General features: G+C 64.4%; 13 protein-coding genes. 11 read left to right on the plus strand and 2 right to left on the minus strand.

Annotated features, from left to right (window positions below):
* Positions 1–83: 83 nt before the first annotated feature.
* On the minus strand, positions 84–2,990 hold the full coding sequence (locus AB2N08_RS13805) for an MGH1-like glycoside hydrolase domain-containing protein (RefSeq protein ID WP_367611224.1): 2,907 nt from the start codon (positions 2,988–2,990) through the stop codon (positions 84–86).
* On the minus strand, positions 2,987–4,852 hold the full coding sequence (locus AB2N08_RS13810) for a glycoside hydrolase family 13 protein (RefSeq protein WP_367611225.1): 1,866 nt from the start codon (positions 4,850–4,852) through the stop codon (positions 2,987–2,989). Before AB2N08_RS13810 ends, AB2N08_RS13805 begins: the two co-directional genes overlap by 4 nt.
* A gap of 350 nt (positions 4,853–5,202) precedes the next feature.
* Between AB2N08_RS13810 and AB2N08_RS13815 the strand changes: the two genes are divergently transcribed.
* From AB2N08_RS13815 to AB2N08_RS13865, 11 genes are all read left to right on the plus strand, one after another.
* Positions 5,203–8,130, plus strand: a complete 2,928-nt coding sequence (locus AB2N08_RS13815; protein WP_367611226.1) for a TonB-dependent receptor — start codon at positions 5,203–5,205, stop codon at positions 8,128–8,130.
* Between the two features lie 447 nt (positions 8,131–8,577).
* Positions 8,578–11,244, plus strand: a complete 2,667-nt coding sequence (locus tag AB2N08_RS13820; protein WP_367611227.1) for a TonB-dependent receptor — start codon at positions 8,578–8,580, stop codon at positions 11,242–11,244.
* 199 nt (positions 11,245–11,443) lie between these two features.
* Positions 11,444–13,279, plus strand: a complete 1,836-nt coding sequence (locus AB2N08_RS13825) for a DEAD/DEAH box helicase (RefSeq protein ID WP_367611228.1) — start codon at positions 11,444–11,446, stop codon at positions 13,277–13,279.
* A gap of 325 nt (positions 13,280–13,604) precedes the next feature.
* The gene (locus AB2N08_RS13830; protein WP_367611229.1) at positions 13,605–14,942 is read left to right on the plus strand and encodes an MFS transporter; all 1,338 of its coding nucleotides are present in this window, start codon (positions 13,605–13,607) and stop codon (positions 14,940–14,942) included.
* A 116-nt stretch (positions 14,943–15,058) separates the two neighbouring features.
* On the plus strand, positions 15,059–16,690 hold the full coding sequence (locus AB2N08_RS13835; RefSeq protein ID WP_367611230.1) for an alpha-D-glucose phosphate-specific phosphoglucomutase: 1,632 nt from the start codon (positions 15,059–15,061) through the stop codon (positions 16,688–16,690).
* A gap of 25 nt (positions 16,691–16,715) precedes the next feature.
* On the plus strand, positions 16,716–18,395 hold the full coding sequence (locus AB2N08_RS13840) for an alpha-amylase family glycosyl hydrolase (protein ID WP_367611231.1): 1,680 nt from the start codon (positions 16,716–16,718) through the stop codon (positions 18,393–18,395).
* A gap of 72 nt (positions 18,396–18,467) precedes the next feature.
* On the plus strand, positions 18,468–19,508 hold the full coding sequence (locus AB2N08_RS13845; RefSeq protein ID WP_367611232.1) for an alpha/beta fold hydrolase: 1,041 nt from the start codon (positions 18,468–18,470) through the stop codon (positions 19,506–19,508).
* A 194-nt stretch (positions 19,509–19,702) separates the two neighbouring features.
* On the plus strand, positions 19,703–21,568 hold the full coding sequence (gene glk / locus AB2N08_RS13850; protein WP_367611233.1) for a glucokinase: 1,866 nt from the start codon (positions 19,703–19,705) through the stop codon (positions 21,566–21,568).
* 9 nt (positions 21,569–21,577) lie between these two features.
* Positions 21,578–21,958, plus strand: coding sequence for a VOC family protein (locus AB2N08_RS13855; RefSeq protein WP_367611234.1), 381 nt, complete (start codon positions 21,578–21,580; stop codon positions 21,956–21,958).
* 80 nt (positions 21,959–22,038) lie between these two features.
* Positions 22,039–23,169 (plus strand): glycerophosphodiester phosphodiesterase, encoded by a 1,131-nt coding sequence (locus AB2N08_RS13860; RefSeq protein ID WP_370662419.1) that lies wholly within the window; start codon positions 22,039–22,041, stop codon positions 23,167–23,169.
* 249 nt (positions 23,170–23,418) lie between these two features.
* The gene (locus AB2N08_RS13865; protein WP_367611235.1) at positions 23,419–25,728 is read left to right on the plus strand and encodes a sensor domain-containing diguanylate cyclase; all 2,310 of its coding nucleotides are present in this window, start codon (positions 23,419–23,421) and stop codon (positions 25,726–25,728) included.
* The last annotated feature ends 142 nt before the right edge of the window (positions 25,729–25,870 follow it).

Consider the following 25,870-nt stretch of genomic DNA (forward strand, 5'->3'; position numbering starts at 1 on the left):
CTTGGGTTCCCGCCTCCGCGGGAAGTCGTAGCCGCCGGTGGCGGGTACGACGGTTCATATGGCGCGGCGTTAAGAACTGATCCCTATTTCACCCGCAGCACCCGCACCCCGTGAATATCGAACCGGTTCGCCGGCTTGCCCCCACCCGCGCCCGTGAAGGTGCGGTTACTCTCCAGATAACTCATATTGTAGAAGTCCGTCATCTCCAGGCGGTAGCTGCCTGCTTTCAAGCGCGCTGCCAGCGGCGTCGAGTACACGGTCGGCGTCGCGCCCTTGAACAGCGGCGCGTGCGGTAGCTGGATCACACCCTGCGCCACCACCTTGCCGGCATGGTCCTTGAGCGCCAGCCACTTCACGCCGCCGCTGATCCCCAGGTTCACCTGGTTCGCGCCATTGTGGTAGCGCACCTGCACCCGATAGTCGCCTGCGCCATCGATGCGAATGCCATCGACGGCGAAGCGGTCTTGCGGCCGGCCCCAGTCGCGCAAGGCCGGCAGGGCGAAGCGCGCATCCGGTGCGGTAGCCGTCAGGTTCGACGTCACGCGCGGGTCGGTCACGCCAATTTCGACGCCCGCATCGGCGCAGCGCGGCTGGCTGTGGTGGCTGGCATTGCCGCTGTCGGCGAAACGCGCTTCCACGGCGTAGCACGAGGCCACGCCGGCCCGCTTGTCGATCCATGCGCCGGCCGGCAGCTTGTCGGCCACCAGCGTGCCGTCGCGGTAGACGCGGTAAGTCACGTTCGCGCCATTGCCATTGGCGCCGATCGTCAACGCCACAGCGCCCGGCGACTGGCGTGCCAGCGCCTCGATCAGCGGTTCGCGCGGTCCGAACGTAACGGGCGATTCTTCATACGGACTGGCCGTCACGCGGCGGATCGTCCCATTGCCGGGAACGAGCTTGCCCAAGGTGATCTCGATGCGATTTGCAGCGAGCAGGTCGCGCGTGCGCAGCGTGTCCGTGACCGGCTTGCCGTTGACGACGATGCGCTCGACCCGGTGAAAGCCATCGCCCTTCGCCGCTGGCGGCAGGCGCAGCACCACGTCGATGCGCTTGCCGTGCAGGCGCAGGTCATGCAGCGCGATCTCGCTGGCGTCGCCGAACGTCTCGCGCCGCAGCTTCGCGGTCACGAACGGACGCAGCGCGATGCCATCATCGAGCGCGCTCACGCCGAACACGTTCTCGACCACCATGCCGAGGTACCCGCCGACGGACCACAACTGACGGCGCGAATTGATCACCGGGCCACTCAAGCCCGGCGTCTTTTCATCCAGCAGCAACGGTTGCCCCGACAGCCACTCGAGGTTTTCCATGTTCGACAGGTTCACTGCCGCGCCGCGCATCAGTGTCTGATACGCGGCATCGGCCACCGCCGCATTGTTGCCGTGCACCGCGGCGCGCAAGCCGTACGCCGTGACAAAGGGCCAGATGGCCCGGTTGTGGTACACCGGCGCGCCGATCTGCTGCGGCCAGATCACCGGCGCGCCCATCGGCCCGTGCGGATAGCGCGCCAGGATCGATGCCGTCTGCTGTGCATCGGCCACGCCGCTGACGATCGCCAGCGCCTGGCCGAGCCAGTCGAATTTGTGCAGCGGCGCGCCGTCCAGGTGACCGGCCGTGAGGCTGCTGTACATGCCCTCGTCGGCCAGCCACAGTTCGGTGTTGATCGCGTGTTTCAGATCGAGGGCCCAGCGTGCATAGCGATCGGCCTTGGTCACATTGCCCTGTTCGCGCGCCAGCTTCGCCGCCAGTTGCAAGGCCTGGAACATCACGACATTGGTCGACAGCGCCTTGGAACTTGCCATCGACGCCAGGTCGCCCGGCATCCACGCCGCGTAACTCTGGTCGCGCCAGTCGAGGAACGATTCTTCGCCCGTGTACAGGCCGGTGGCCGCGTCGAACGCCGCCACGCGATCGATCTCGATCGTGTTCGACAGCGCCGCCAATGCCTTCTGCGCGAACGGCGCGCGCTCGGCGGCCGGCAGCGTGCGCAGCGTTTCTTCGGCCGCAACCGCCCACGTCAGGCGGTCGGTGCTCACCGGCCAGCTGCCTCCGCTGCCGGTGTCCTGCACGATCTGCAAGCCATCGGCCGAAGCGGGGATCTGCGTCACCGGCGTGACGCCATCGCGCCAGCCCGAGAGCTTGAAGTCGAGCGAATTGCGCACGCGCTGCGGGTCGAGCAGGGCCAGGCCCAGGTCGGCCGCATACGACAGGTCGCGCGTCCACACATACGCCCACTTCTCGCCGGTGGAAAAGCAGTCGCAATCGATCGCGTTACCGCCGTTGTAGTTGCCGTCCTTGATCTGGCTGACTGAATTGAGCCGCATCTCGGCGCCGGCCAGCGCGAACAGCGCGTCGAAGGCGAGGTTGCCGGTACGGGCGCGCGGCAGGCCATCCTGCTCGGCATACTGCACGTGCTGCGGGCCGGGATCGCGCAAGCTCATGGTGCTCGACTGGACGTACTGGCGCAGGGGCGCATTCGCGTCCGGCGTCGAGTAGCGCACGGTTTCCGCCTTGCCGTCCCAGGTCGGCCACGCTTCGGTCACGGCAACGGCATGGCCGGCATGCGGATCGGGCGCGTTGGCGTTATTCGCGTCTGCAATGCGCGTGACCTTCAGCGCCGGCCTGGCTGGATCGCTCGCGTCGAGCGTGAAGCGGTAGGTGCCCGACGTGCGCACGAACAGGAACGTCTCCGGCCCCGACTGGCGCTGCAGAACGTGGGTCTCGCCGGGCGCCACGTTGACGCTCTTGTCCGGATCGATCACCCACTCGGCAGCCCAGTCGCCGCTGCCGAGTTTGAAGGCGTGGTTGCCCGGCGCTACCTTGACGTCGGCCTGGTAGATCCCTTTGCCTTGCGGCGCCAGCGCATCGGCCGTGCCCCAGCCATTGAAGGCGCCGCGCACGAACAACGGCGCGTCGGTCTGCGCCTGCAGTTGCGCCTCTACTCCGCCACAGGCGAAGAGGGCGGCCAGTGCGATCGCGCTGCGCTTCATCGTGGCGCCTCGAGTTCCAGAATCACCGACGCGCGCGGCGCCAGGGTCAGCTTGGAGCGCAGGTCGAACGTCTTGCCGGTCAAGACATCCACGCCGCTGTTGACGCCTGTGAGCATTTCGCGGAAGCGGTCGACATCGAGTGTCATCTCCTTGGCGTTGTTGTTGAACGCCACCAGCACCTTCTTGCCCTCGCTGCCGTTTCCACTATAGCGGAAGTAGACGTACGTATTGTTCTGGGGCCCGTAATGCATCATGCGGCCGCTGTGGATCACCGGCTGGCCCTTGCGCCAGTTGGTCAGCTTGCGCACGAATGCCTGCGCCGCGCGCGGCTTGTCCTTCAGGCCCACGCCGGTAAAGGCATTGACCTTGTCGCCGGCCCAGCCGCCCGGGAACGGGACGCGGTAGCTGGCATCGTCGCGGTTCTTGGTCGGGCTGGTAAACAGCAGCTCGTCGCCCACATAGAACTGGGGAATGCGCGGCGCCGTCATCATGAACACCATCGCCATCTTGTACTTGTCGAAGTCTTCACCGGCGACGCTGTAGATGCGCGACATGTCGTGGTTGTCCGCGAACAGCACCAGGTTGCCCGGTTCCGGATACAGGTAGTCGAGCGACAGCGTCTCGTACACGTCGGCAAACACGTTGCCGCCTTCCTTGTCGGCCAGCGCGGTGCGCATCGCTTCGGCGACCGGGAAGTCCATCAGGCTTGGCGTGTACGCGCGGTAGCCGTCGAAGTTGACCTTGCCGCGCTGCCAGCGCGCCACGACCGGCACCTTGGTGCTCCATTCTTCGCCGACCAGGTTCAGGTTCGGGTATTCCGCCATGATGCGGCGGGTGTACTCGGACAGGAACGCGCTGTCCGAATAGCCGAAGGTGTCGATGCGCAGGCCCGACAGCTTCGCGTATTCGATCCACCAGATATTGTTCTGGATGATGTAGTTGGCCAGCAGCGGATTGGACTGGTTCAGGTCGGGCATGCTCTTGACGAACCAGCCGCGCGTGAAGTTGTCGGCGTCTTCCTTCGACGCGTACGGGTCCTGCACCGCCGTGTGGTAGTGCTGCGTCGGCACGAACTTGTTGTCGTAGTTGATCCAGTCCGGCGCCGGCAGATCCTTCATCCACCGGTGGTGCGAGCCGATGTGCGACAGCACCACGTCCTGGATGATGCCGATGCCGCGCTTGCCAGCCTCCGTCGAGAGACGCACGAAATCCTCGTTGCTGCCGTAGCGCGGGTCGATCTTGTACAGGTCGGTCGCCGCATAGCCGTGGTACGAGTAGCCCGGCCCATTGTTTTCGATGAGCGGCGTCGGCCACAGCTGCGTAAAGCCCATGCCCGCGATGTAATCGAGGTGATTGATCGCGCCCTGGATGTCGCCACCGTGGCGGCCCAGGCCACCCTTGCGGTCGGCCTTGTCGAGCATGCCGGCGACATTGTCGTTGGACGGGTCGCCATTGGCGAAGCGGTCCGGCATGATCTGGTAGATCGCGTCCTTGCTCGAGAAGCCCTGGCGCGTGGCGGAGCCCGGCTCGCGCGCCAGCAGGCGGTACGTGTGCGTGGCCGTGCGGCCGGCGCCGGTAAACGTGATGTCGAAGCTGCCTGGCGCAACCTTCGGGTCGAGCACGAGGTCGATGAACAGGTAGTTGCGGTTTGGCGTGCGCGTGACAGTCGCGATGCGCGCGCCGGGGTAGTTCAGCGTCGGCGTCAGGTCGGCAATCGCCTCGCCATGCACCATCAACTGCACCTTGTTGTCATGCATGCCGGCCCACCAGAACGGCGGCTCCATGCGGTCGATGGCTGGAGCCTGGGCGAAAGCGGCAAGCGAAGCGCTGCCGAGCACGATGGTGGCGAGGAGTTGTCTCATGATCTGTAGAGCCAGGTCGTTCTGTTCAGCCTGCGCGTAGTCGGACTACAGGATTGGCAGGGCCGAGAAATCGATGTGGCTGGATATTGTTGTGTTGGCGGGAGATTACTATAAACCCCGGCGCACAACAATCATTCGCGAGGCGTGTAATCGGCTTGCGCCTACTGGGGCGGTCGCCGCGAATCTTCAGATTGCCTTCAGATTCGGTGCGAATGTCGCCTCCTGGCATTAAATCTGTAGTCCAAGTACAACGTGCTCGATGTTTTAGGCGCGCAAAGCTGCCATCATTCTCGATACATACGGTTCGGCGCTTGTGCGGCGGGCTGATAAAAAGTCAATCGAGGAGACACATGAAAGCCATCGCCATTCGGGCCACCCGCGCCCGTCGCACCGCAGCCACTTTCGCATTCCCGCTGAACCCGTTTGCCGCCGGCTGCGCCGTGCTGCTGTCGGTCATGGCTGGCAATGTTTACGCGCAAGCCTCGGGCAGCGAAGAAGCCACCCCTGTTGCACCGAATACGCCAGTCAGCGCCGCCACGGTCGAGACCCCGGCAGAAGCCGCCGTCGTCGCCCCTGCGCCTGCCGCCGCGCCTGCTGTCTTCCCCGGCAACGCGGTCTCGACCGTCACGGTCACCGGCATCCGCACCGGCATCGAAGCCGCAATCTCGATCAAGCGCAATTCGAACTCGATCGTTGAAGCGATCTCGGCCGAAGACATCGGCAAGTTGCCGGACACGTCCGTCGCCGAATCGATCGCGCGCTTGCCGGGCGTGACCGCCCAGCGCAGCCGCGGTTCGGGACGCGCCTCCGAAATCTCGGTGCGCGGCCTGTCGCCAAGCTTCAACGGCACGCTGCTCAATGGCCGCGAAATGGCCTCGACCGGCAATGCCCGCAACCCTGAATTCGACCTGTTCCCATCCGAACTGATGGGCGGCGTCGTGATCTACAAGACGCCGGACGCAAGCGTCATCGGCCAGGGCCTGGCTGCGACCATCGACCTGAAGACCGTGCAGCCGCTCGACTTCGGCAAGCGCGTGATCGCCGCCAACTACAAGAAGAGCCGCCTGGGCGTGCGCACCGCCGAAGAAGGCGATGGCGACCGCGTCTCGTTCTCGTACATCGACCAGTTTGCCGACCGCAAGTTCGGCATCGCGCTGGGCATCACCTCGTACGACGAAACCGGCGGCGAGCAGCGCAAGTTCGACGCCTGGGGCGGCAACACCGCGGCGCTGCCGTACAACGGCCAGAATGTGCTGGTGCCGCTGGGCTTTACCGCCGACACCGAATCGACGTCGCACAAGCGTGACGGCGCCTTCATGTCGCTGCAGTTCCGCCCCAACCGTGATTTCCGTTCGACCCTCGACCTGTTCTATTCGGCTGGCGAGACGGGCCTGAAGCGCAGCGGCTTCGAAGGCGCGGTCGGCTCGAACACGTCGGGCCTGTATGACCCGGCCGGCGTGCTGCAGGACGTCGTCGTGCAGAACGGCATCGCTACCAGCGGCACGCTGACCAATTACAAGGGCGTGGTGCGCAACCACGTCGAAACGTCGGAAGATGACCTGAAAACGGTCGGCTGGAAGAACGAGCTCAAACTGGGCGAATGGAGCACCAGCGCGGACATCACCTGGTCGAAAGCGACCAAGCTGAGCGCGCGCTACGAAACCACCGCCGGCCTGCCGGGCAATGCCAGCCCGTTGGACACGATCTCGTGGTCGGGCTTCAATGGCGGCAATTTCACCGACGTCGCCTGGCGCACCGGCCTGAACTATTCGGATCGTGCCGTCGCGCAACTGACCGACGTGAACGGCTGGTCGGGCACCGCCACCAACATCCTGCCGCAGGCCGGTTACTTGGCCCAGCCGTATGTGGAAGACACACTCAAGTCGATCCGCCTGAACGCCAAGCGTCCGGTGGAGTGGGGCCCGATGTCGGCCGTGCAGTTCGGCTACAACTTCACCGACCGCGAAAAAGCACGCAGCGGCGAAGAAGGCCGCCTCGAGATCCTGGGCGGCGCCCAGTTTGCCGCGTTGCCGATGCCAGGCACGGGCACGGCCGTTGCCGGCACCACCGGTATCCCGATCGCCTCGTGGAATCCATCCGGCTCGCTCGGTACCGTGTACCAGCTGGCCACGAAAATCAATGCCGACATCCTGACCAAGTTCTGGGATGTGAAAGAAACCGTCCAGACCGCCTACCTGATGGGCGACCTCAATGGTGAGCTGTTCGGCTTCGAATACCGCGGCAACGTCGGCACCCAGTTCGTGCACACGAAACAAACGGGCGGCGGCTACAACAGCGGCAACTGCACCGGCGAAACTGCCGATGCGTGTCCGGCCGTGCGCGTCGTCGATGGCGCCAGCTACTGGGACGTGTTGCCAAGCCTGAACCTGTCGTTCGACCTGAGGAACGACCAGGTGCTGCGCATGGGCCTGGCCCAGGTGCTGTCGCGGCCAAACCTGGACGACTTGCGCGGCGGAATCGGCTTTGGCGTCAACACCGGCGTGACCAATCCGTTCCTGAGCGGCGGCGGCGGCAATCCGCAGCTGCAACCGTTCAAGGCCAAGGCGTTCGACCTGTCGTACGAAAAGTACTTCGCGAAGAAGGGCTACGTCAGCGCGGCCGTGTTCTACAAGAAGCTCGACACCTTCATCCTGCGCACGCCGTCGGAATACGACTTCGCGCCATGGGCAACCTCGACCACGCCGCTGCCGACCACCGGCGACTTCACCGGCTCGACCATTGGCGTACTGAACCGCCCTGAAAACGGCGAAGGCGGCAGCATCAAGGGTTACGAGCTGGCCGTGAACATTCCGCTGAACATGGCGAGCGACTGGCTGGACGGCTTCGGCATCATGGCCAACTACTCGAACACCAGCTCGGCGATCGATATCCCGGCCCTGGGTTTTGGCAACGTGCAGACCTCGGCGCAGTCGATTCCACTGCCGGGCCTGTCGCGCAAGGTGAGCAATCTGCGCCTGTACTACGAGAAGAACGGCTTCCAGATCGCCGCCGCAGCGCGCAAGCGTTCGGACTTCCTGGGCCAGTCGCCGGACTTTTCGGACACGCTGCAGTACACGTTCGTGAAGGGCGAGACCATCGTCGACTTCCAGCTGTCGTATGAAATCCAGTCGGGCTTCGCCAAGGGCTTGTCGGTGTTTGCCCAGGCCAACAACTGGAACAACGCGCCGTACCAGGAATACACGAACGACAGCAATTCGATCACCCGTCGCGTCGAGTACGGCCGCACCTACCAGTTCGGCGCGAACTACAAGTTCTGATGATCGAACTGGCTGTGTAGCAGCGTTTCACTTCCAGGAATCCCCCGGCAGCCTCCAGGCTTCCGGGGGATTTTTTTCGCCTGTTGTAAAAATGCCAAATTTCTGTAGTGAAGTTACAGGGCGTCAACCAGGGGGTGAAGGTTTTACTACATCCGGCGCACCGATTTGGTGAATTTGCGGTTGATTCGTTGCTTTTTAGAGCGTTTGTAGCCGGACTACACAGCTTTGTCAGGATGGCATAATGCATTCATATATCGTAACTAATTGTTTTTAAATGAATATGTTCAGGACTATATCCCGCGCACAACAGCAATACACTCCCGTTGACAGTGCATCTAGTTTTAATACAGAATCCCGCCCAGCGTTGCTGTTGAGGCGTGCCATAACAAAGTCCCGGATAAGGCGGTAAAAGCTGCTCGCGGGAAATTACGTCGTTCTGAGGAGATCATGAAAAATTTCGCCAACAAGCGTTCCACATTCCAGCTGAGCCCAGTGGCCGCCGGGTGCGCCATCTTCGTCACCATCATGGCCGGCAGCGCGCAGGCGCAGACCGCCGCCACGACTGACACCGCCGCAACCGGCGACGTGCCAGTTGCCACCGTGACCGTTACCGGTATCCGCCGTGCCATCGAGGACGCGATTGCCGTCAAGCGCGAATCGACCGGCATCGTCGAAGCGATCTCGTCGGAAGACATCGGCAAGCTGCCGGACGTGTCGATCGCCGAATCGCTGGCCCGCCTGCCGGGCCTGTCGGCCCAGCGCGTCAACGGTCAAGCCCAGTCGATCAGCATCCGCGGCACCTCGGGCGACCTGTCGACCGCGCTGCTCAACGGCCGCGAACAAGTCACCACCAGCTCGGACCGTACCGTCGAATACGACCAGTATCCATCTGAACTGATCAGCGCAGTCACCGTGTACAAGACCGGCGACGCCGCCGTGATTGGCCAGGGCCTGTCGGGCACGGTCGACCTGCAGACCATCAAGCCGCTGTCGCTGCGCGAACGCGTCGTGACCGTCAATGTGCGCGGCGAAAAGAATTCCAAAGGCGAAATCAGCGCCGGCTCGCCCGACACCGGCAGCCGCGTCAGCGCTTCGTATATCGACCAGTTCGCCAACCGCACGATCGGTGTGGCAATCGGTTACGCACGTCAAGACAAGCCGAACGTCGGTCAACAGTTTGAAACGTGGGACTGGGTGGACGACACCAATGTCGTGCCCGGCTCGACCGTCAAAGTGCCAAAAGGCATGAAGTCGATGGCCATTACCGGCAACCAGGTGCGCGATGGCCTGATGGGTGTGCTCGAATGGCGGCCAAACCGCAACTTCAGCTCGACGCTCGACGTGTACCACTCGCGTTTCGACCAGGAAGAAATTCGCCGCGGCATCGAAATGCCGCTCAAGGATGACGGCGAAGTACGCTTCTCGAACCCGACCGTCGTGAACGGCACGATGATCAGTGGCACCGCCAACAACGTCAATCCGGTCGTGCGGAACAACCGCCAGACGCGCGACGACAAGCTGACCGCATTCGGCTGGAACAACCGCTACACGACCGGCGACTGGGTCGGCATCGTCGACATCAGTCGCTCGAAGGCCGATCACAAGGAACAGCTGATCGAGATCAACGCCGGCCGCGCCGCGCGCCAGACGCTGAACTACAGCTACAACGGCGGCACGATCCCAACCCTGGCCCTGACCGGCAGCTACGACGATCCGTCGCAGATCGCCATTGGCGGCCAGTTCGGCGAAGGCTATGTCAATGCCCCGAACATGACCGACAAGATGACCTCGTTCCGCACGAGCATCGAGCGCAAGTTCGACAACGCGCACTTCCGCAGCCTGGAGCTGGGCTTCAACTACTCCAAGCGCGAAAAAGAAAAAGAGCACCTGGAAACGGGCTTCTCGAAAATCGGCGCCGGCACCTTCGCGCCTGGCGTGATCAACGGTTCGCAAGGCCTGTACGGCCTGCAAAACAGCCTGAGCTGGGATATCGACGCGGTGCTCGCCAACAACTTCGGCCCGTTCACGCCGGCCGTGCTGGTGCCATGGGGCGCGACCAAGAACTGGTCGATCGAAGAGAAGGTCAAGACCGGTTACGCCAAGTTGAACATCGACACCGAACTGATGTCGATGCCATTGCGCGGCAATATCGGCATGCAAGTCATTGAAACCGACCAGAGCTCGACCGCGAACACGCTGCGCGCCTGGCCGTTCGCCGACCTGGTACCGAAGACCGACGGCAAGAAGTACACCGACTACCTGCCAAGCATCAACCTGGCGTGGAGCCTGCCTGACCAGCAATTCCTGCGCTTCGGCGCCGGCAAGACGCTGGCCCGCGCCAAGCTGAACCAGCTGAACGCGGCCCTGGAAGTGGGCCTGACCGCGCAGACCACCGGCACCCCATGGGGCAACGGCGGTAATGCCCAACTGGACCCATGGCGCGCCAAGCAGGTCGACCTGTCGTACGAGAAATACTTCGGCAACAAGGGCTATATCTCGGCTGCCGGTTTCTACAAGGACCTGTCCTCGTACATCTATAACGTGACCGTGCCGAATGACTTCTCGGAGTTCAACCTGCAGGGTGCGCTGACCAATATCGGCACCCTGACGCAGCCTCGCAACGGCGAGGGCGGCAGCCTGCGCGGCCTGGAATTTGCCGCGTCGACCCCGCTCGACATGATCCACCCGATGCTCGACGGCTTCGGCATCACGGCCAACGCGTCGTTCACCAACAGCGAAATCTCGATCGTCGACCAGCGCTTCGGCAGCCTCGCGATCCCGCTGCCGGGCCTGTCCAAGCGCGTGTTCAACGTGACGGCGTATTACGAGAAAAATGGCTTCTCGGCCCGCGTCAGCCAGCGCTATCGCAGCGATTTTGTGGGTGAAATTGGCGGAATTGGCGGTGCAACCGAGCTGACTTACGTAAAAGCTGATAAAGTAGTCGACCTGCAATTGGGTTATGACTTCAAGCAAGTCGAAGGTTTGTCCGTGCTGTTCCAGGTCAACAACCTGACCGACACCGCCTTCCGCAGCTACGCCGGCACCGAAGACCGTCCACGTGGCTACGCCAAGTATGGCCGCCAGATGCTGTTCGGCCTGAACTACAAGCTGTAATCCGGTATTTTCGCGATGGTGGCGCTGCTCGATGCGGTGCTGCCCAAGTCGCCAATGCCCTTGCAGGTGCGCCTGCAAGGGCATTTTTCATTTTTCGGATTCAGCGGTTTAACCGTTGCGTCCCTGCAATTTCGCGCCCCTAACGAGGCAACGGTATAAACTGTCGCTTTCGTACCTACTATTAAGAGCAACTTCCTCTATGTCAGACACCCCAATCCCATCGTTTTCCGACCTCAATCTCTCGGCGCCTGTCCTGAAAGCATTGAAAGACGTCGGATACGAAACGCCGTCGCCGATCCAGGCAGCCACCATTCCCCTGTTGCTGGAAGGGCGCGACGTGTTGGGACAGGCCCAGACCGGTACCGGCAAGACCGCGGCCTTCGCGCTGCCGATCCTGTCGAACATCGACGTCAAGCAGACCGCGCCGCAAGCGCTGGTGCTCGCGCCGACGCGTGAACTGGCGATCCAGGTCGCCGAAGCGTTCCAGAGCTACGCCGCCCACATCAAGGGTTTCCACGTGCTGCCGATCTATGGCGGCCAGAGCTACGGCCCGCAACTGTCGTCGCTGCGCCGTGGTGTCCACGTCGTCGTCGGCACGCCAGGCCGCGTCATCGATCACATCCAGAAGGGCTCGCTCGACCTGTCGAAGCTGACCACGCTGGTGCTGGACGAAGCCGATGAAATGCTGCGCATGGGCTTCATCGACGACGTCGAGCAGATTCTGCAAAAGACCCCGGCCACGCGCCAGACCACGCTGTTCTCGGCCACGATGCCGCCAGCGATCAAGCGCATCGCCAAGACCTACCTGCGCGAGCCGCAAGAGATCACGGTCGCGGCCAAGACCGGCACCGCCGACAATATCCGCCAGCGCTACTGGCTGGTGGCCGGCATGCACAAGCTCGACGCGCTGACCCGCATCCTGGAAGCCGAAGCATTCGACGGCATGATCATCTTCGCGCGCACCAAGCTCGGCACCGAAGAACTGGCGACCAAGCTGCAGGCGCGCGGTTTCTCGGCCGCTGCCATCAACGGCGACATCGCCCAGCAGCAGCGCGAGCGCACGATCGATAACCTCAAGCGCGGCAAGATCGACATCCTGGTCGCGACCGACGTCGCCGCGCGCGGCCTCGACGTCGAGCGCATCAGCCACGTCATCAACTACGACGTGCCATCGGATCCCGAGAGCTACACCCACCGCATCGGCCGTACCGGCCGCGCGGGCCGCAGCGGCGAAGCGATCCTGTTCATCACCCCGCGCGAGCGCAGCTTGCTCAAGCTGATCGAACGCACTACCCGCCAGCCGGTCTCGCCACTTGAACTGCCGACCGTGAAAGCCGTCAACGAAGTGCGCATGACGCGTTTCAAGGACCAGATCCGCGCCACGCTCGCCGAAGGCAACCTCGAAGTCTTCCGCGCCCTGATCGAAGACGTCGAGCGCGACGACAACGTGCCGGCGATCGACATCGCCGCCGCACTGGCCAAGATGGCGCGCGGCGACGAGCCGCTGCTGCTGACCAAACCAGACCGCGAGACGCGTCCCGAAAGCATGCCGTCGCAGCGCGAATTTGGCGGCAGCCACGAGCGCGCACCACGTGGCGACTGGGAAGAGCGTCCGGCGCGCCCTGCGCGCGAGCCGGGCTTCAAGAAAGAGCGCGTACTGCGCGACCCGGAGCCAGGCATGGCGACGTTCCGCATCGAAGTGGGCTTTGCCCATGGCGCCAAGCCGGGCAATATCGTCGGCGCGATCGCCAACGAGGCGAACATCCCGTCGAAGCACATCGGCCGCATCGAGATCTATGACGATTATTCGACGCTGGACCTGCCGTCGGACATGCCGGCCGAGTTGTTCACGCAGCTCAAGTCGATCTGGGTCGCCGGCCGCCAGCTGGCAATCACGCGCGATGGCGAAACGCCAGCCGTGGCGGCGCCCGGCGCCAAGAAGCCGTTCACGAAAAGCGGCGCCGACCGCCGCGTGACCGACAAGCCGATGCCGGGCAAGAAGCCGCATCGCAAGGGTGAGAGCAGCAAGGACTAACCCTTTCTCTACGTACTTGAGCACGTCGTTCCCGCGCAGGCGGGAACCCAAGTTTCTTCGTGCCGCCACTACATCAACTGTAAGTGGCCGCACAACGGACTTGGGTTCCCGCCTCCGCGGGAACGACGTTTTTGGGGTGGCGGTCTGGGGTCGCGTCAGCTTTTTGCCACTGTTGTTTGACTACAAAACCCCATCCGCACCACTGAACCGTCGCCCAGTCTCTCTATGGGATAGTCACGATTGACACTCGCATACCCTCATGTTATTTTGCTACAGATATAGATAACATAGCCCGTATTTTCGGCGGGCCAGATTAGGGACACCCATGGATATGCAATCGATCGTGCTCAAGCCGCGCCTGTCGTTCTGGCAGTTGTGGAACATGAGCTTCGGTTTCTTCGGCATCCAGTTCGGCTTCGCGCTGCAAAACGCCAATACCAGCCGCATTTTCGCCACCCTCGGCGCCGACCCCGAAAACTTTTCCCTCTACTGGCTCGCAGCACCGGTCACCGGGTTGCTGGTGCAGCCGATCGTCGGCTACCTGAGCGACAACACCTGGCACCCGAAGTGGGGCCGTCGCCGGCCGTTCTTCTTCGTCGGCGCCGTGCTGGCCGCCATTGCCCTGTTCCTGATGCCGAACTCCACGGCGCTGTGGATGGCCGTGGCCGTGCTGTGGATGATGGACGCCGCGATCAACGTGTCGATGGAGCCGTTCCGCGCCTTTGTCGGCGACAAGCTCGATCCGTCGCAGCAGACCGCCGGCTACGCGATGCAGACCTTCTTCATCGGTTGCGGCGCGGTGATCGCGTCACTGCTGCCGACCTTCTTCGAAAGCCTGGGCGTGTCGAACGCCGTCGTCGGCGGCGTGATCCCCGATACGGTGCGCTACGCGTTCTACGCCGGCGGCCTCGTGTTCTTCCTGGCCGTGACCTGGACCGTGGTGTTCGCCGACGAACTGCCGCCGCCCGACATGGAGGCGTTCAAGAAAGAGCGCGCCGCCTCGCGCAGCGTGGGCGTGGCCATCGGCGAAATCTTCGGCGGCTTCGCCAAGATGCCGCGCACGATGGTGCAACTGGCGTTCGTGCAGTTCTTTACCTGGATCGCGCTGTTCGCGATGTGGATCTACACCGGCACCGCGATTGCCGACACCGTCTACGGCACCACCGATGCACAGTCGGCCGCCTACCAGGACGCCGGCAGCTGGGTCGGCATCATGTTCGCCGTGTACAGCGGCGTCTCGGCGCTGGCCGCGTTCATCCTGCCGGTGTTCGCCCGCGCCACCAGTCGCAAGATCGTGCACGCGACGTGCCTCACCATCGGTGGCCTGAGCCTGGCCAGCGTGTTCCTCATCACCGACAAGCAGATGCTGGTCGTGCCGATGATCGGCATCGGCATCGCCTGGGCGTCGATCCTGACGATGCCGTACGCGATCCTGGCCGGCTCGCTCCCGGCCAAGCGCATGGGGTATTTCATGGGCCTGTTTAACTTCTTCGTCGTGATCCCGCAGATCGTCAGCGGCCTGCTGCTCGGCTTCGTCACCAAGCACCTGTTCGGCGGCCACGCGGTATTGACGCTGGTGCTTGGCGGCGCCTGCATGCTCGTCGCCGCGCTGCTGACCCTTCTGGTGACGGACAAGGCGGCGCCGGTCAAGGCCGCCGTGTGAAATTTATAGCGCGAATGCGCGCCGCAAATCAGGCGTCTGTCGTATCGTAACGTTTTATCAACATTGTCGGCACTGTCCGACCATGTTGTGGACGATTACTTTTGACAGGAGAGAGCATGACCATCCAGACCGTCGCGACCACCCCGTTCGCCGGCCAGCGGCCCGGCACGTCGGGGCTGCGCAAGAAAGTCACCGAGTTCCAGCAGCCCGGCTATCTCGAGAACTTTGTCGAGTCGATCTTCCTGACGCTGGGCGAGGGCGCCTGCCGTCACCTAGTCGTCGGCGGCGATGGCCGCTACTTCAACCGCGACGCGATCCAGACCATCCTGCGCATGGCCGCGGCCCATGGCGTCGAGCGCGTGCTGGTGGGGCAGGGCGGCATCCTGTCCACGCCTGCCGTGAGCTGCGTGATCCGCAAGCATGCGGCCCAGGGCGGCATCGTGCTCTCGGCCAGCCATAATCCGGGCGGGCCGGATGGCGACTTCGGCATCAAGTACAACATCGACAATGGCGGCCCGGCCCCCGAGAAAATCACCGACGCGATCTTCGCGCACACGCAGACGGTGACGCAGTACCGCATCAGCGATGCGCCGGCCGTCGATCTCGACGTGCTGGGCACGACGCGCCTCGAGAACATGGTGATCGAGGTGATCGACCCGGTCGCCGACTATGCCGAGTTGATGGGCCGCCTGTTCGATTTCGACGCGATCCGCGGCCTGTTCGCGAGCGGCTTTTCGATGCGCTTCGACGCCATGCACGCGGTGGCCGGCCCGTACGCCAGCACGATCCTCGAAGGCATCCTCGGCGCGCCGGCCGGCACCGTCGTCAACGGCGTGCCGAGCGAAGACTTCGGCGGCGGCCATCCGGATCCGAACCCCGTCAATGCCCATGAGCTGATCGCCGCGATGGCCGCGCCAGATGCACCGGACTTCGGCGCCGCCTCCGACGGCGACGGCGACCGCAACATGATCGTGGGTCGCGGCATCGCGGTGACACCATCGGACAGCCTGGCCATCATCGCCGCCAACGCCACCGTGGCGCCGGGCTACGCGGACGGCATCGCCGGGATCGCGCGCTCGATGCCCACCTCGATGGCCGCCGACCGCGTGGCCGAGGCCCTGGGCATCGCGTGCTTCGAAACGCCCACCGGCTGGAAGTACTTCGGCAACCTGATGGATGCGAACCTCGTGACCCTGTGCGGCGAAGAGAGCTACGGCACCGGCTCGTTCCACATTCGCGAAAAGGATGGCCTGTGGGCCGTGCTGTTCTGGCTTAATCTGCTGGCCGTGCGCGGCGAGACGGTCGAACAGCTGCTGGCCGCGCACTGGGCCCGTTTCGGCCGCAATTATTATTCGCGCCACGACTATGAAGCGGTGGATGCCACCGCCGCCAACGCCATGATGGACGCGCTGCGCGCGCAACTGCCCGAACTGGCGGGCAAAACGCTGGATGGTCATCCTATTGCGCTGGCCGACGATTTTGCCTACACCGACCCGGTCGACGGCTCGGTCTCCACCAAGCAGGGCATCCGCATCATCATGGTTGACGGCTCGCGCATCGTGTTCCGGCTGTCCGGCACCGGCACCGAAGGCGCCACCGTGCGCGTCTATCTCGAACGCTACGAAGCCGATCCGGCGCGCCACAACCTGGAAACGCAGGCGGCGCTGCAGGGCCTGATCGACCTGGCCGAGCGCTTGTCCAACCTGCGCCAGCGCACCGGCCGCAGCGAACCCACCGTCGTCACCTGACGCATCCACTACACAGGAACCCCGCATGAAACTACCCGTCCTTGCCACCGCCATGCTGCTTGCCTTCGGCGCAATGTCGCCGGCCAGCGCCCAGTTGCCCGGCCCGGCGCCTGCCGGCAAGCCGTTCGTCTGGGAGAACGCGACCGTCTACTTCCTGCTGACGGACCGCTTCAACAACGGCAACCCGGCCAACGACAAGGCATACGGGCGCAAGGACGACGCGGCGCCGCTGCGCGGTTTCATGGGCGGCGACATCGCCGGCATCACGGCAAAAATCAAGGAAGGGTATTTCACCGACCTGGGCGTGAACGCGATCTGGATGACGCCCGTGATCGAACAGATCCACGGCGCGACCGATGAAGGCACCGGCAAGAGCTATGCCTTCCACGGTTACTGGGCCAGGGATTTCACGGCGCTCGACGCCGCCTTCGGCACCGAGGACGAACTGCGCACGCTGGTGGACACCGCGCACGCCAAGGGCATTCGCATCGTGTTCGACGTGGTGATGAACCACACCGGCCCGGTCACGCCGCAAGACAAGGTGTGGCCCGCGTCGTGGGTGCGCACCGGTCCGCAGTGCACCTACAAGGATGCGCGCACGACGATGGATTGCACGCTGGTGGCGAACCTGCCCGACTTTTATACCGGCAGCGACAAGCCGGTCGACCTGCCGCCGCACCTGGTGGCCAAGTGGAAGAAAGAAGGACGCTACGAGCGCGAAGTGAAAGAGCTCGATGCGTTCTTCAAGCGCACCGGTTATCCGCGCGCGCCCCGCTACTACCTGATGAAGTGGCACGCCGACTGGGTGCGCAAGTTCGGCATCGATGGCTTCCGCGCCGACACCGTCAAGCACACCGAGCCTGGCCTGTGGAAGGAACTGAAACAGGAAGCAAGCCTGGCGTTTGCTGACTGGAAGCGCGCCAACCCTGCCAAGCGTCTCGACCAGCTGCCGTTCTGGATGGTGTCCGAGGTCTACAACTACGAGATCAAGCACGCACGCAAGTTCGACCTGGGCGGCGGCGAATTCGTCGACTATCTCGACCAGGGCTTCGACAGCATGATCAGCTTCAGCCTGCGCAGCGACGCCAAGCGCCCGTACGAGCAGGTGTTCTCGGAATATTCAACCATCCTGCACGGCGAGATGAAAGGCTTCTCGGTGCTGAACTACGTCAGCTCGCACGACGACAGCAGCCCGTTCGATCCGCTGCGCCAGCAGCCGTTCAAGTCGGCCAATATGCTGCTGCTGGCGCCCGGCGCGGCGCAGATCTACTACGGCGACGAAACGGCGCGCATCCTCAAGTTCGACGGCGCCGAGGGCGACGCCAACCTGCGCACGTTCATGAACTGGGACGAGCTGGCAGCGAACGCCGATCGCGGCCTGCACCGCGTGGCCGATATCCGCGCGCACTGGGCGCTGTTGGGGCGCTTTCGCGCCGCGCATCCGGCCGTTGGCGCCGGCAAGCACCAGATGCTCGGCTCGAGCCCGTACACGTTCAAGCGCACATGGGAGCAGAACGGCGTGAGCGACCGCGTGGTCGTCGCGCTGGACATGTCGACGAAAGAGCCGGTGGCGATTTCCGTCGCCGGCGTCTTCAGCGACGGCGCCACGGTGCGCGACTGGTACACGGGAAAGACGGCCGTGGTCAAGGGCGGCAAGGTGCAATTTGCCACGGCCGCGCAGGTCGCGCTGATCGCGCAGGACTGAGGCTCGAAGGGGGCGCAGATTGGTCACGAACTGCGCTAGACTGGCGGTTCCGTCAACTTTTCGACCGCCCCCATGATCGTCATTACACGTCTTGCCCGCGCCGTCGCGGCTGCGGCTTTCACGCTCGCTCTCATCCCTGTCCAGGCGCATGCGCAAGCCGCCGCCGAGCCGCTGGTCACTGAGCCAGTCTACGGCGCCGAGCTGGAAGAATTCGCGTATCCCGCGCCGACGCAGCAATACCGTTTCAAATCGCAGGGCGTCGACCTGCAGATGACGTATATGGACGTCAAGCCAGCCAAGCCCAATGGCCGCACCGTGGTGCTCATGCACGGCAAGAACTTCTGCGGCGCGACCTGGGCCGGCACTACCAATGCGTTGAGCCAGGCCGGCTACCGCGTCGTGGTCCCCGACCAGATCGGCTTTTGCAAGTCGACCAAGCCGCAGCACTACCAGTACACGTTCCAGCAACTGGCCGATAACACCAGCAAGCTGCTGGCCTCGATCGGCGTGAAGAAGGCGATCATCATCGGCCACTCGACCGGCGGCATGCTGGCCACGCGCTACGCGCTGATGTATCCGGAGCTCACCGACCAGCTGGTGATGATCAACCCGATCGGGCTGGAAGACTGGAAGAACCTGGGCGTGCCGTCGCTGGGCGTCGACAAATGGTATGAGCGCGAACTGAAAACGTCGGCCGAGCGCGTGCGCGAGTACGAGCGCACGACCTACTACAACGGCCAGTGGAAGCCGGAGTACGAAGTGTGGGTGCAGATGCTGGTCGGGATGTACCGGGGCAAGGGCAAGGAAGTCGTGGCCTGGAACTCGGCGCTCATCTACGACATGATCTACACGCAGCCGGTGGTACATGAGTTCCCGCTGATCAAAACGCCGACGTTCCTGTTGATGGGATTGAAGGACACGACCGCGATCGGCAAGGATGCAGCGCCGGCCGAGATCCGGCCAAAGCTGGGCAACTACACGGTGCTGGCCGAGAAGACGCGCCAAGCCATTCCGGGCTCGGTCCTGATGACGTTCCCCGAGATGGGACACGCGCCGCAGATGCAGGATCCGGTGCAGTTTCACAAGGCGCTGTTGAAGGGGCTGGTGCGCTGATCTTGTGTTCGGGGCTTCGTTGTGAGAACTTGGGTTCCCGCCTCCGCGGTAACGACGGTTTTTCAGACGATGGCTAGCGAACCGTTCTCTGGCCCGCTACCTCGGCACGTCATTCCCGCGAAGGCGGGAATCCAAGCTTGCCAGCATCCCCCACACCCATTCTTTTGCCATTCGTTCAATGCTATCCTTGCCCGATGACGGAAGACCCTGACCCGAAAAGCAAACCCCCGCGCGCCGCCTTTGCCGACGGCCCGCGCCTGCTGGCCGACATCGGCGCCACTCACGCGCGCCTTGGCCTCGAGACGGCGCCCGGCGTCCTGGGCCAGGTCGCGGTGCTGCTCTGCGACGACTTCGACGGCATCGTCCCGCTGCTGCACGCCTACCTCGAGCAGCATCCGGGTGGCCGCATCCACCACGCGGCCTTTGCGCTGGCCAATCCGATCAGCGGCGACTTGATTCGCATGACCAACCGCGAGTGGCAGTTCTCGACCGATGCCGTGCGCCGCGCGCTTGGCTTGTCGACGCTCCTGATCGTCAACGACTTCACCGCGCTGGCGATGGCGCTGCCGGGCTTCCAGCCGAAAGATCTGCTGCAGATCGGCGGCGGCGCGCCGCAGACGCATGCCGTGGCGGGCGTGCTCGGGCCGGGCACCGGCCTTGGCGTCTCGGGCGTGATCCCGACCATCGACGGTTTCGTTACGCTCGGCAGCGAGGGCGGCCACGTCAACTTCGCACCCAGCGACGCGCGCGAGTTCGCGATCCTGCAATACGCCTGGCGCGAATGGAAGCACGTCTCGAACGAGCGCCTGATCTCCGGCCCCGGCATCGAACTGATCTACCGCGCGCTGGCCGAGCGCAACGGCGTCGATGCGCCACCGCGCAGCACCGCCGATATCGTCGGCGGCGCGCTCGATGCGCACGATCCGCTGTGCCTCGAGGTGCTCGAGACCTTCGCCGGCATGCTGGGCAGCGCGGCCGCGAACCTGGCCGTGACGCTGGGCGCTTTCGGCGGCATGTTCATCGGCGGCGGCATCGTGCCGCGCATGGGCGCCTGGTTTGCGCAGTCGCCGTTTCGCGCGCGCTTCGAGGCCAAGGGGCGCTTCCGGGATTACATCGCCCAGATCCCGACCTACATCATCATGACCCCCAACCCGGCGCTGTACGGCGTCTCGGCGATCCTGTCCGAGCACCTGCGCGGACGCAGCGGCGCCAACACGCTGACCGACCGCGTGCAGCAACTGCTGCACGAGTTATCGCCGGCCGAGCAGCGCGTGGCCGCGCTCGTGATCGAGCATCCACGCAAGGTACTGTCCGAGCCGATCGCCGAGATCGCACGCCTGGCCGACGTGAGCCAGCCGACGGTAATCCGCTTTTGCCGGTCTCTGGGATTCCAGGGCCTGGCCGAATTCAAGCTCAAGTTCGCCGGCAGCCTGACCGGCACGATCCCCGTGCGCCACAGCCAGGTGCGCGTAACCGACAGCACGCATGATTTGTCGGCCAAGGTGATCGACAACACGGTCTCGGCGATCCTGAAGTTTCGCGATGCGCTCGACGTGCACGCGATCGACCGCGCCATCGAGCTGCTGCGGCGTGCGCGCCGGGTCGAGTTCTACGCGCTGGGCAATGCGCGCGCGGTGGCGCTCGACGGCCAGCACAAGTTCTTCCGCTTTCGCATCCCGGCCGCATCCTACGGCGACTCGCACCTGCTCAACCTCGCTGCCGGCTTGCTGGGCCCGGGCGACGTGGTGATCGCGATTTCCACCGGCGGGCAGTTGCCGGAACTGCTCGAGGCGGTCGACACGGCGCGCGCGCGCGGCGCCGCCATCATCGCCATCACGGCCAGCCGCTCGCCGCTGGCGAAGAAAGCCAGCGTGTGCCTGGCGGTCGACCACAGCGAAGACAGCACGAGTTTCCTGTCGATGATCTCGCGCATCCTGCAGCTGCTTCTCATCGACATCATGTCGGTCGGGATCTCGCTTGGCGCGCAAGGGGAGGGTGGGCAGGATCACCAGAACGACATCGATGCGCGCCGCCTGCTGATTTCACATCTGGATATCTAGGAAGATCCCATGATTCACCATCTGTCGCTGGGCGTGCGCGACCTGAATGCAAGCGCCCACTTCTACGATGGCGCGCTCGGCGCGCTGGGTTTCCGGCGCGTCTTCGAGGATGACGAGGCCATTGGCTACGGCTTGAACGATGACGAAGACATCCTGTGCCTCAAGCAGCGCGACACAGCATCAGCACCTGGCCCCGGCTTTCACATCGCTTTCGCTGCACCCAACCGCGCCGCAGTCGACGCGTTTCATGCGGCAGGGCTGCGCGCCGGTGGGACCGACCATGGCGGTCCCGGTCTGCGCGAGGACTACGGCCCGCATTACTACGCCGCGTTTTTGGTCGACCCCGACGGCCATCGGATCGAGGCAGTGGTGAAGGGGCCATCCGCCTGATACCGCCTGACAGTGGCTGTCATGCCGCGGTCACCGAACATCGTGACCATGGCACGGCAAGCTGACAACCGGAGAATCCAGTGCGTACATGTTTCCCATCCTGCTCGCGTGTCGGTAGCGCTGCGCTTGCACTTGTTCTGCTTGCCGGCTGCGCCAGCCTCACGCATGACCTGAAAAACCCCGGCCCGTCGTGGCCCGCCGCGCCGAGCGTCGTCGCGCACCGCGGTGCGTCGGCCCTGCGGCCAGAACACACGCTGGCTGCCTATCAAAAAGCCATCGAGGATGGCGCCGACAGCGTCGAGCCGGATCTGGTGGCCACCCGCGACGGCGTGCTGGTGGCGCGCCACGAGAACGAGATCTCGGGCACGACGGATGTCGCCGCGCTGCCGCAGTTCGCCAGCCGCAAGACGACCAGGACGATCGATGGCGTGGCCATCACCGGCTGGTTCACCGAAGACTTCACGCTGGCCGAACTCAAACAGCTGCGCGCGCGCGAACGCATTCCCCTCAACCGTCCGGCCAACACCGCCTGGGACGGCCAGTTCGCCATCCCGACGCTGCAAGAGATCATCGACCTGGTCGGGCGCGAAAGCCGGACGCGCAAGCGCACGATCGGCCTGGTGCCGGAACTGAAGCATTCGACGTATTTCGCGACCATCGGCCTGCCGCTCGAGCGGCGCGTGGTCGACGTGCTGATGGCAAACGGGTATCGGGGGCGCGATGCCGCCGTGTTCATCCAGTCGTTCGAAGTGAGCAACCTGAAGGCGCTGCGCGCGATGAGCGGCTACCGCCTGGTGCAGCTGGTGGGCGTACCGACCGAGGCGCCGTACGATGCGGTGGCCGCCGGCACGGGCCTGACATACGCCGACATGATCACGCCGGCGGGCCTGGCGCAGATCGCGACCTACGCCGACGTGGTGGCGCCGCACAAGAGCATCGTGATACCGCGCGATGCGAACGACAATCTGGGCGCGCCGACATCGTTCGTGCGCGCCGCGCACGCCGCCGGGTTGCCGGTGCATGTATGGACACTGCGGCCCGAGAATCCATTTTTGCCGGCCGGGTTGCGCGCACATCCCGTCACCTCACCAAGCACGCGGGGAGACGCCGCCGGTGAGATACGCGCCTATCTCGACGCCGGCGTCGATGTAATCTTCACCGACGATCCAGCGCTCGGGCGGCGCGCCGTCGATGGGTTCCGGCAGCGCTGACACGACGACTTTGCCACCAATCGGGTCAGCGCCGAATGGTCGTTGCGCGCCTGTACCGATGTATCACGAGAAGTTGTCAAAAAAGCGTCAACGCCACGCTACGCATGGCACGGAACCTGTAGTTTCCGCACAGTACTGCATGCTACCATTTCGACGTGGCTCGCCTTACCCGGCGCCGTGTCGACGGGGCCGTCCAGCCCCGCCGTCCCAAATCCGGAACATGGAAGAGGTTTCATCATCGTCACCCAAATGCTCATTGAACAGGCCCGCCTTGCCGCGCTGGCCGAATTGCAGATTCTCGACACGCCCGCCGAAACCCGGTTCGACCGCTATACACGGCTGGCCGCGATGACGTTCGACGTGCCGATCGCGCTGGTTTCGCTGGTCGACGCCAAGCGCCAGTGGTTCAAGTCGCACCATGGCCTGGAAGCGTCGGAGACCCCGCGCTCGGTGTCGTTCTGCAGCCATGCGGTGCAGGCGCGCGCGCTGCTCGTGGTCGAAGACGCGGCGCTCGATCCGCGTTTTGCCGACAACGCGTTGGTGACGGGCGAGCCGCATATCCGCTTCTATGCCGGGCATCCGGTCTACAGTGGCGGAGAGGCCGTGGGCACGCTGTGCATCATCGACCGCGCGCCGCGCCGCCTGAGCCAGGAGCAGCGCCAGGTGCTGGCCGACCTGGCCGGGCTGGTCGAGATCGAACTCAATCACATGAAGGCGGTCACCGGTCGCATGCTCGCCGAGCAGGCGCTCAAGTCGCTCAACACCGAACTCGAAGGCCGCATTGTCGCCCGCACCGCCGAACTGGAAGACAAGGTCGAACAACTGTCGCGCGAAGTGACGCAGCGTGAAGCGGCCGAAGCCCTGCTGCGCGAGAGCGAAGCCTGGAACCGCACGATCATCGACGCGTCGTTCAGCGGCTTTATCGGCGCCGACAGCAACGGCGTCGTGGTGGCCTGGAACACGTCGGCCGAGCGCATCTTCGGCTGGTCGGGCGAGTATGCGCGCGGCCGCCAGCTGTCCGAGCTGGTGATGCCGGCGCAGCAGCGCCAGGAGCACGACGCCAGCATCCGCCGCCTGCTCGACACCGGCACCGGCCCGTATCTGAACCAGAACGTCGAACTGCCGGCGCTGACCCAGAGCGGGCGCCAGATCACGATCCAGATGACGGTCGCGGCCCACGAATGGAACGGCGCACGCTACATCGGCGCGTTTGTGAATGACATTTCCGAACGCATCCGCACGCAGCAGCAGCTGGAAGAAAAGCAGGAGCTGCTCGACGCGGTGCTCGAATCGATCGATGTGGGCGTGGTGGCGTGCGACGCCGTGGGTAACCTGACGCTGTTCAATCGCACCGCGCGCGCACTCCATGGGCACGACCTGAAGGCGATCGCGCCAGCGGAATGGTCGCAGTTCTACTCGCTGTACCACGGCGACGGTCAGACCGTGATGACCATGGACGACGTGCCGCTGGTGCGCGCGCTCAAGGGCGAAATCGTGCGTGACGGCGCGATGGTGATCGCGCCAGCCGGCCGTGCGCCATACACGCTGATTGCCAGCGGCCGACCACTGCGCAGCGCCCAGGGCAAGACACTGGGCGCGGTGGTGGCGATGAAAGACGTCACCGAACTCAAGGCGTCGCGCGACCGCCTGGCCGACAGCGAAGAACGCCTGCGCACCATTACCGATAACCTGCCGGTGCTGATTGCGCACCTCGACCAGGACCATCGCTACGTGTTCGCCAACGCGGTGCACCAGTCGTGGCTCGGCAAGGCGTCCGAGCAGGTGGTGGGCCAGACGATGGTGGAAGCCTTCGGCGAAGATTTCTACCTGCAGCAGAAGGAAGCGCTGGACGACGCCTGGCTGGGCAAGGCGTCGCAGTGCGAGCACGACATCGTGCGCAAGAAGCACATCCGCATCGTGCACTCGACGTTCCTGCCACATCTGCGCGACGGCGAGGTGGTGGGCGTGTATATCTTGACGACCGACGCCACCGCCGCGCGCATGCACGAACGGAACCTGCACGCGCTGGCGCACACCGATGCGCTCACCGGCATTCCAAACCGGCGCCAGTTCGAGCTGGCGCTGCAGGCGGCCGTCGAACGTGCGCCGCAACGCGAGCGGGCCTTTGCGCTGTTCTATCTCGATATCGATTTCTTCAAGCAGATCAACGACACCCACGGCCACGCGGTGGGCGACATGGTGCTGGTCGAATTCGCACGGCGCGTGCGCAAGGTGGTGCGCAGCTCCGACATGGTGGCGCGCCTGGCCGGCGACGAATTCACGGTGCTGCTCGACGAAGTGAGTTCACCGCGCGACGTCGAGATGGTGGCCAAGAAGATCCTGCAGGCGATGGAAGCACCGTTCATGCTCGGCTCGCAGCCGATTTCGGTGAGCGCCACGATCGGCATCGCACTGGCCGATGCGGCGGATGTGACGTCGCTGTCGATCAGCGAGCTGGCCGACAGCGCGTTGTATGAGGCCAAGCGCAAGGGGCGCAATACGTTTGCGATTGCGCGGTTGGCGATGGCGCCGGTGCCGGCGCTGGAGCATGCTGGCTAAAATTGGCGCCGGTTGATTTTGCTGGGTGACGTAGGGTTGGCGCGGCCCGGGGGGGGGGGGGGGGCCCCGCCCCCCGCCCCCCCCACGAAAAAAAACCCACCCCCGCCCCGCCCCGCCCCGCCCCCGCAAGAGACACCCGCCC

Source organism: Massilia aurea (assembly GCF_040790145.1).
GTDB lineage: Bacteria > Pseudomonadota > Gammaproteobacteria > Burkholderiales > Burkholderiaceae_D > Telluria > Telluria aurea_C.

Bases quoted from the DNA above. Each gene is read 5' to 3' on its own strand.
- AB2N08_RS13805 (WP_367611224.1), bottom strand. From the start codon at position 2,990: ATGAAGCGCAGCGCGATCGCACTGGCCGCCCTCTTCGCCTGTGGCGGA.
- AB2N08_RS13810 (WP_367611225.1), bottom strand. From the start codon at position 4,852: ATGAGACAACTCCTCGCCACCATCGTGCTCGGCAGCGCTTCGCTTGCC.
- AB2N08_RS13815 (WP_367611226.1), top strand. From the start codon at position 5,203: ATGAAAGCCATCGCCATTCGGGCCACCCGCGCCCGTCGCACCGCAGCC.
- AB2N08_RS13820 (WP_367611227.1), top strand. From the start codon at position 8,578: ATGAAAAATTTCGCCAACAAGCGTTCCACATTCCAGCTGAGCCCAGTG.
- AB2N08_RS13825 (WP_367611228.1), top strand. From the start codon at position 11,444: ATGTCAGACACCCCAATCCCATCGTTTTCCGACCTCAATCTCTCGGCG.
- AB2N08_RS13830 (WP_367611229.1), top strand. From the start codon at position 13,605: ATGGATATGCAATCGATCGTGCTCAAGCCGCGCCTGTCGTTCTGGCAG.
- AB2N08_RS13835 (WP_367611230.1), top strand. From the start codon at position 15,059: ATGACCATCCAGACCGTCGCGACCACCCCGTTCGCCGGCCAGCGGCCC.
- AB2N08_RS13840 (WP_367611231.1), top strand. From the start codon at position 16,716: ATGAAACTACCCGTCCTTGCCACCGCCATGCTGCTTGCCTTCGGCGCA.
- AB2N08_RS13845 (WP_367611232.1), top strand. From the start codon at position 18,468: ATGATCGTCATTACACGTCTTGCCCGCGCCGTCGCGGCTGCGGCTTTC.
- glk (WP_367611233.1), top strand. From the start codon at position 19,703: ATGACGGAAGACCCTGACCCGAAAAGCAAACCCCCGCGCGCCGCCTTT.
- AB2N08_RS13855 (WP_367611234.1), top strand. From the start codon at position 21,578: ATGATTCACCATCTGTCGCTGGGCGTGCGCGACCTGAATGCAAGCGCC.
- AB2N08_RS13865 (WP_367611235.1), top strand. From the start codon at position 23,419: ATGCTCATTGAACAGGCCCGCCTTGCCGCGCTGGCCGAATTGCAGATT.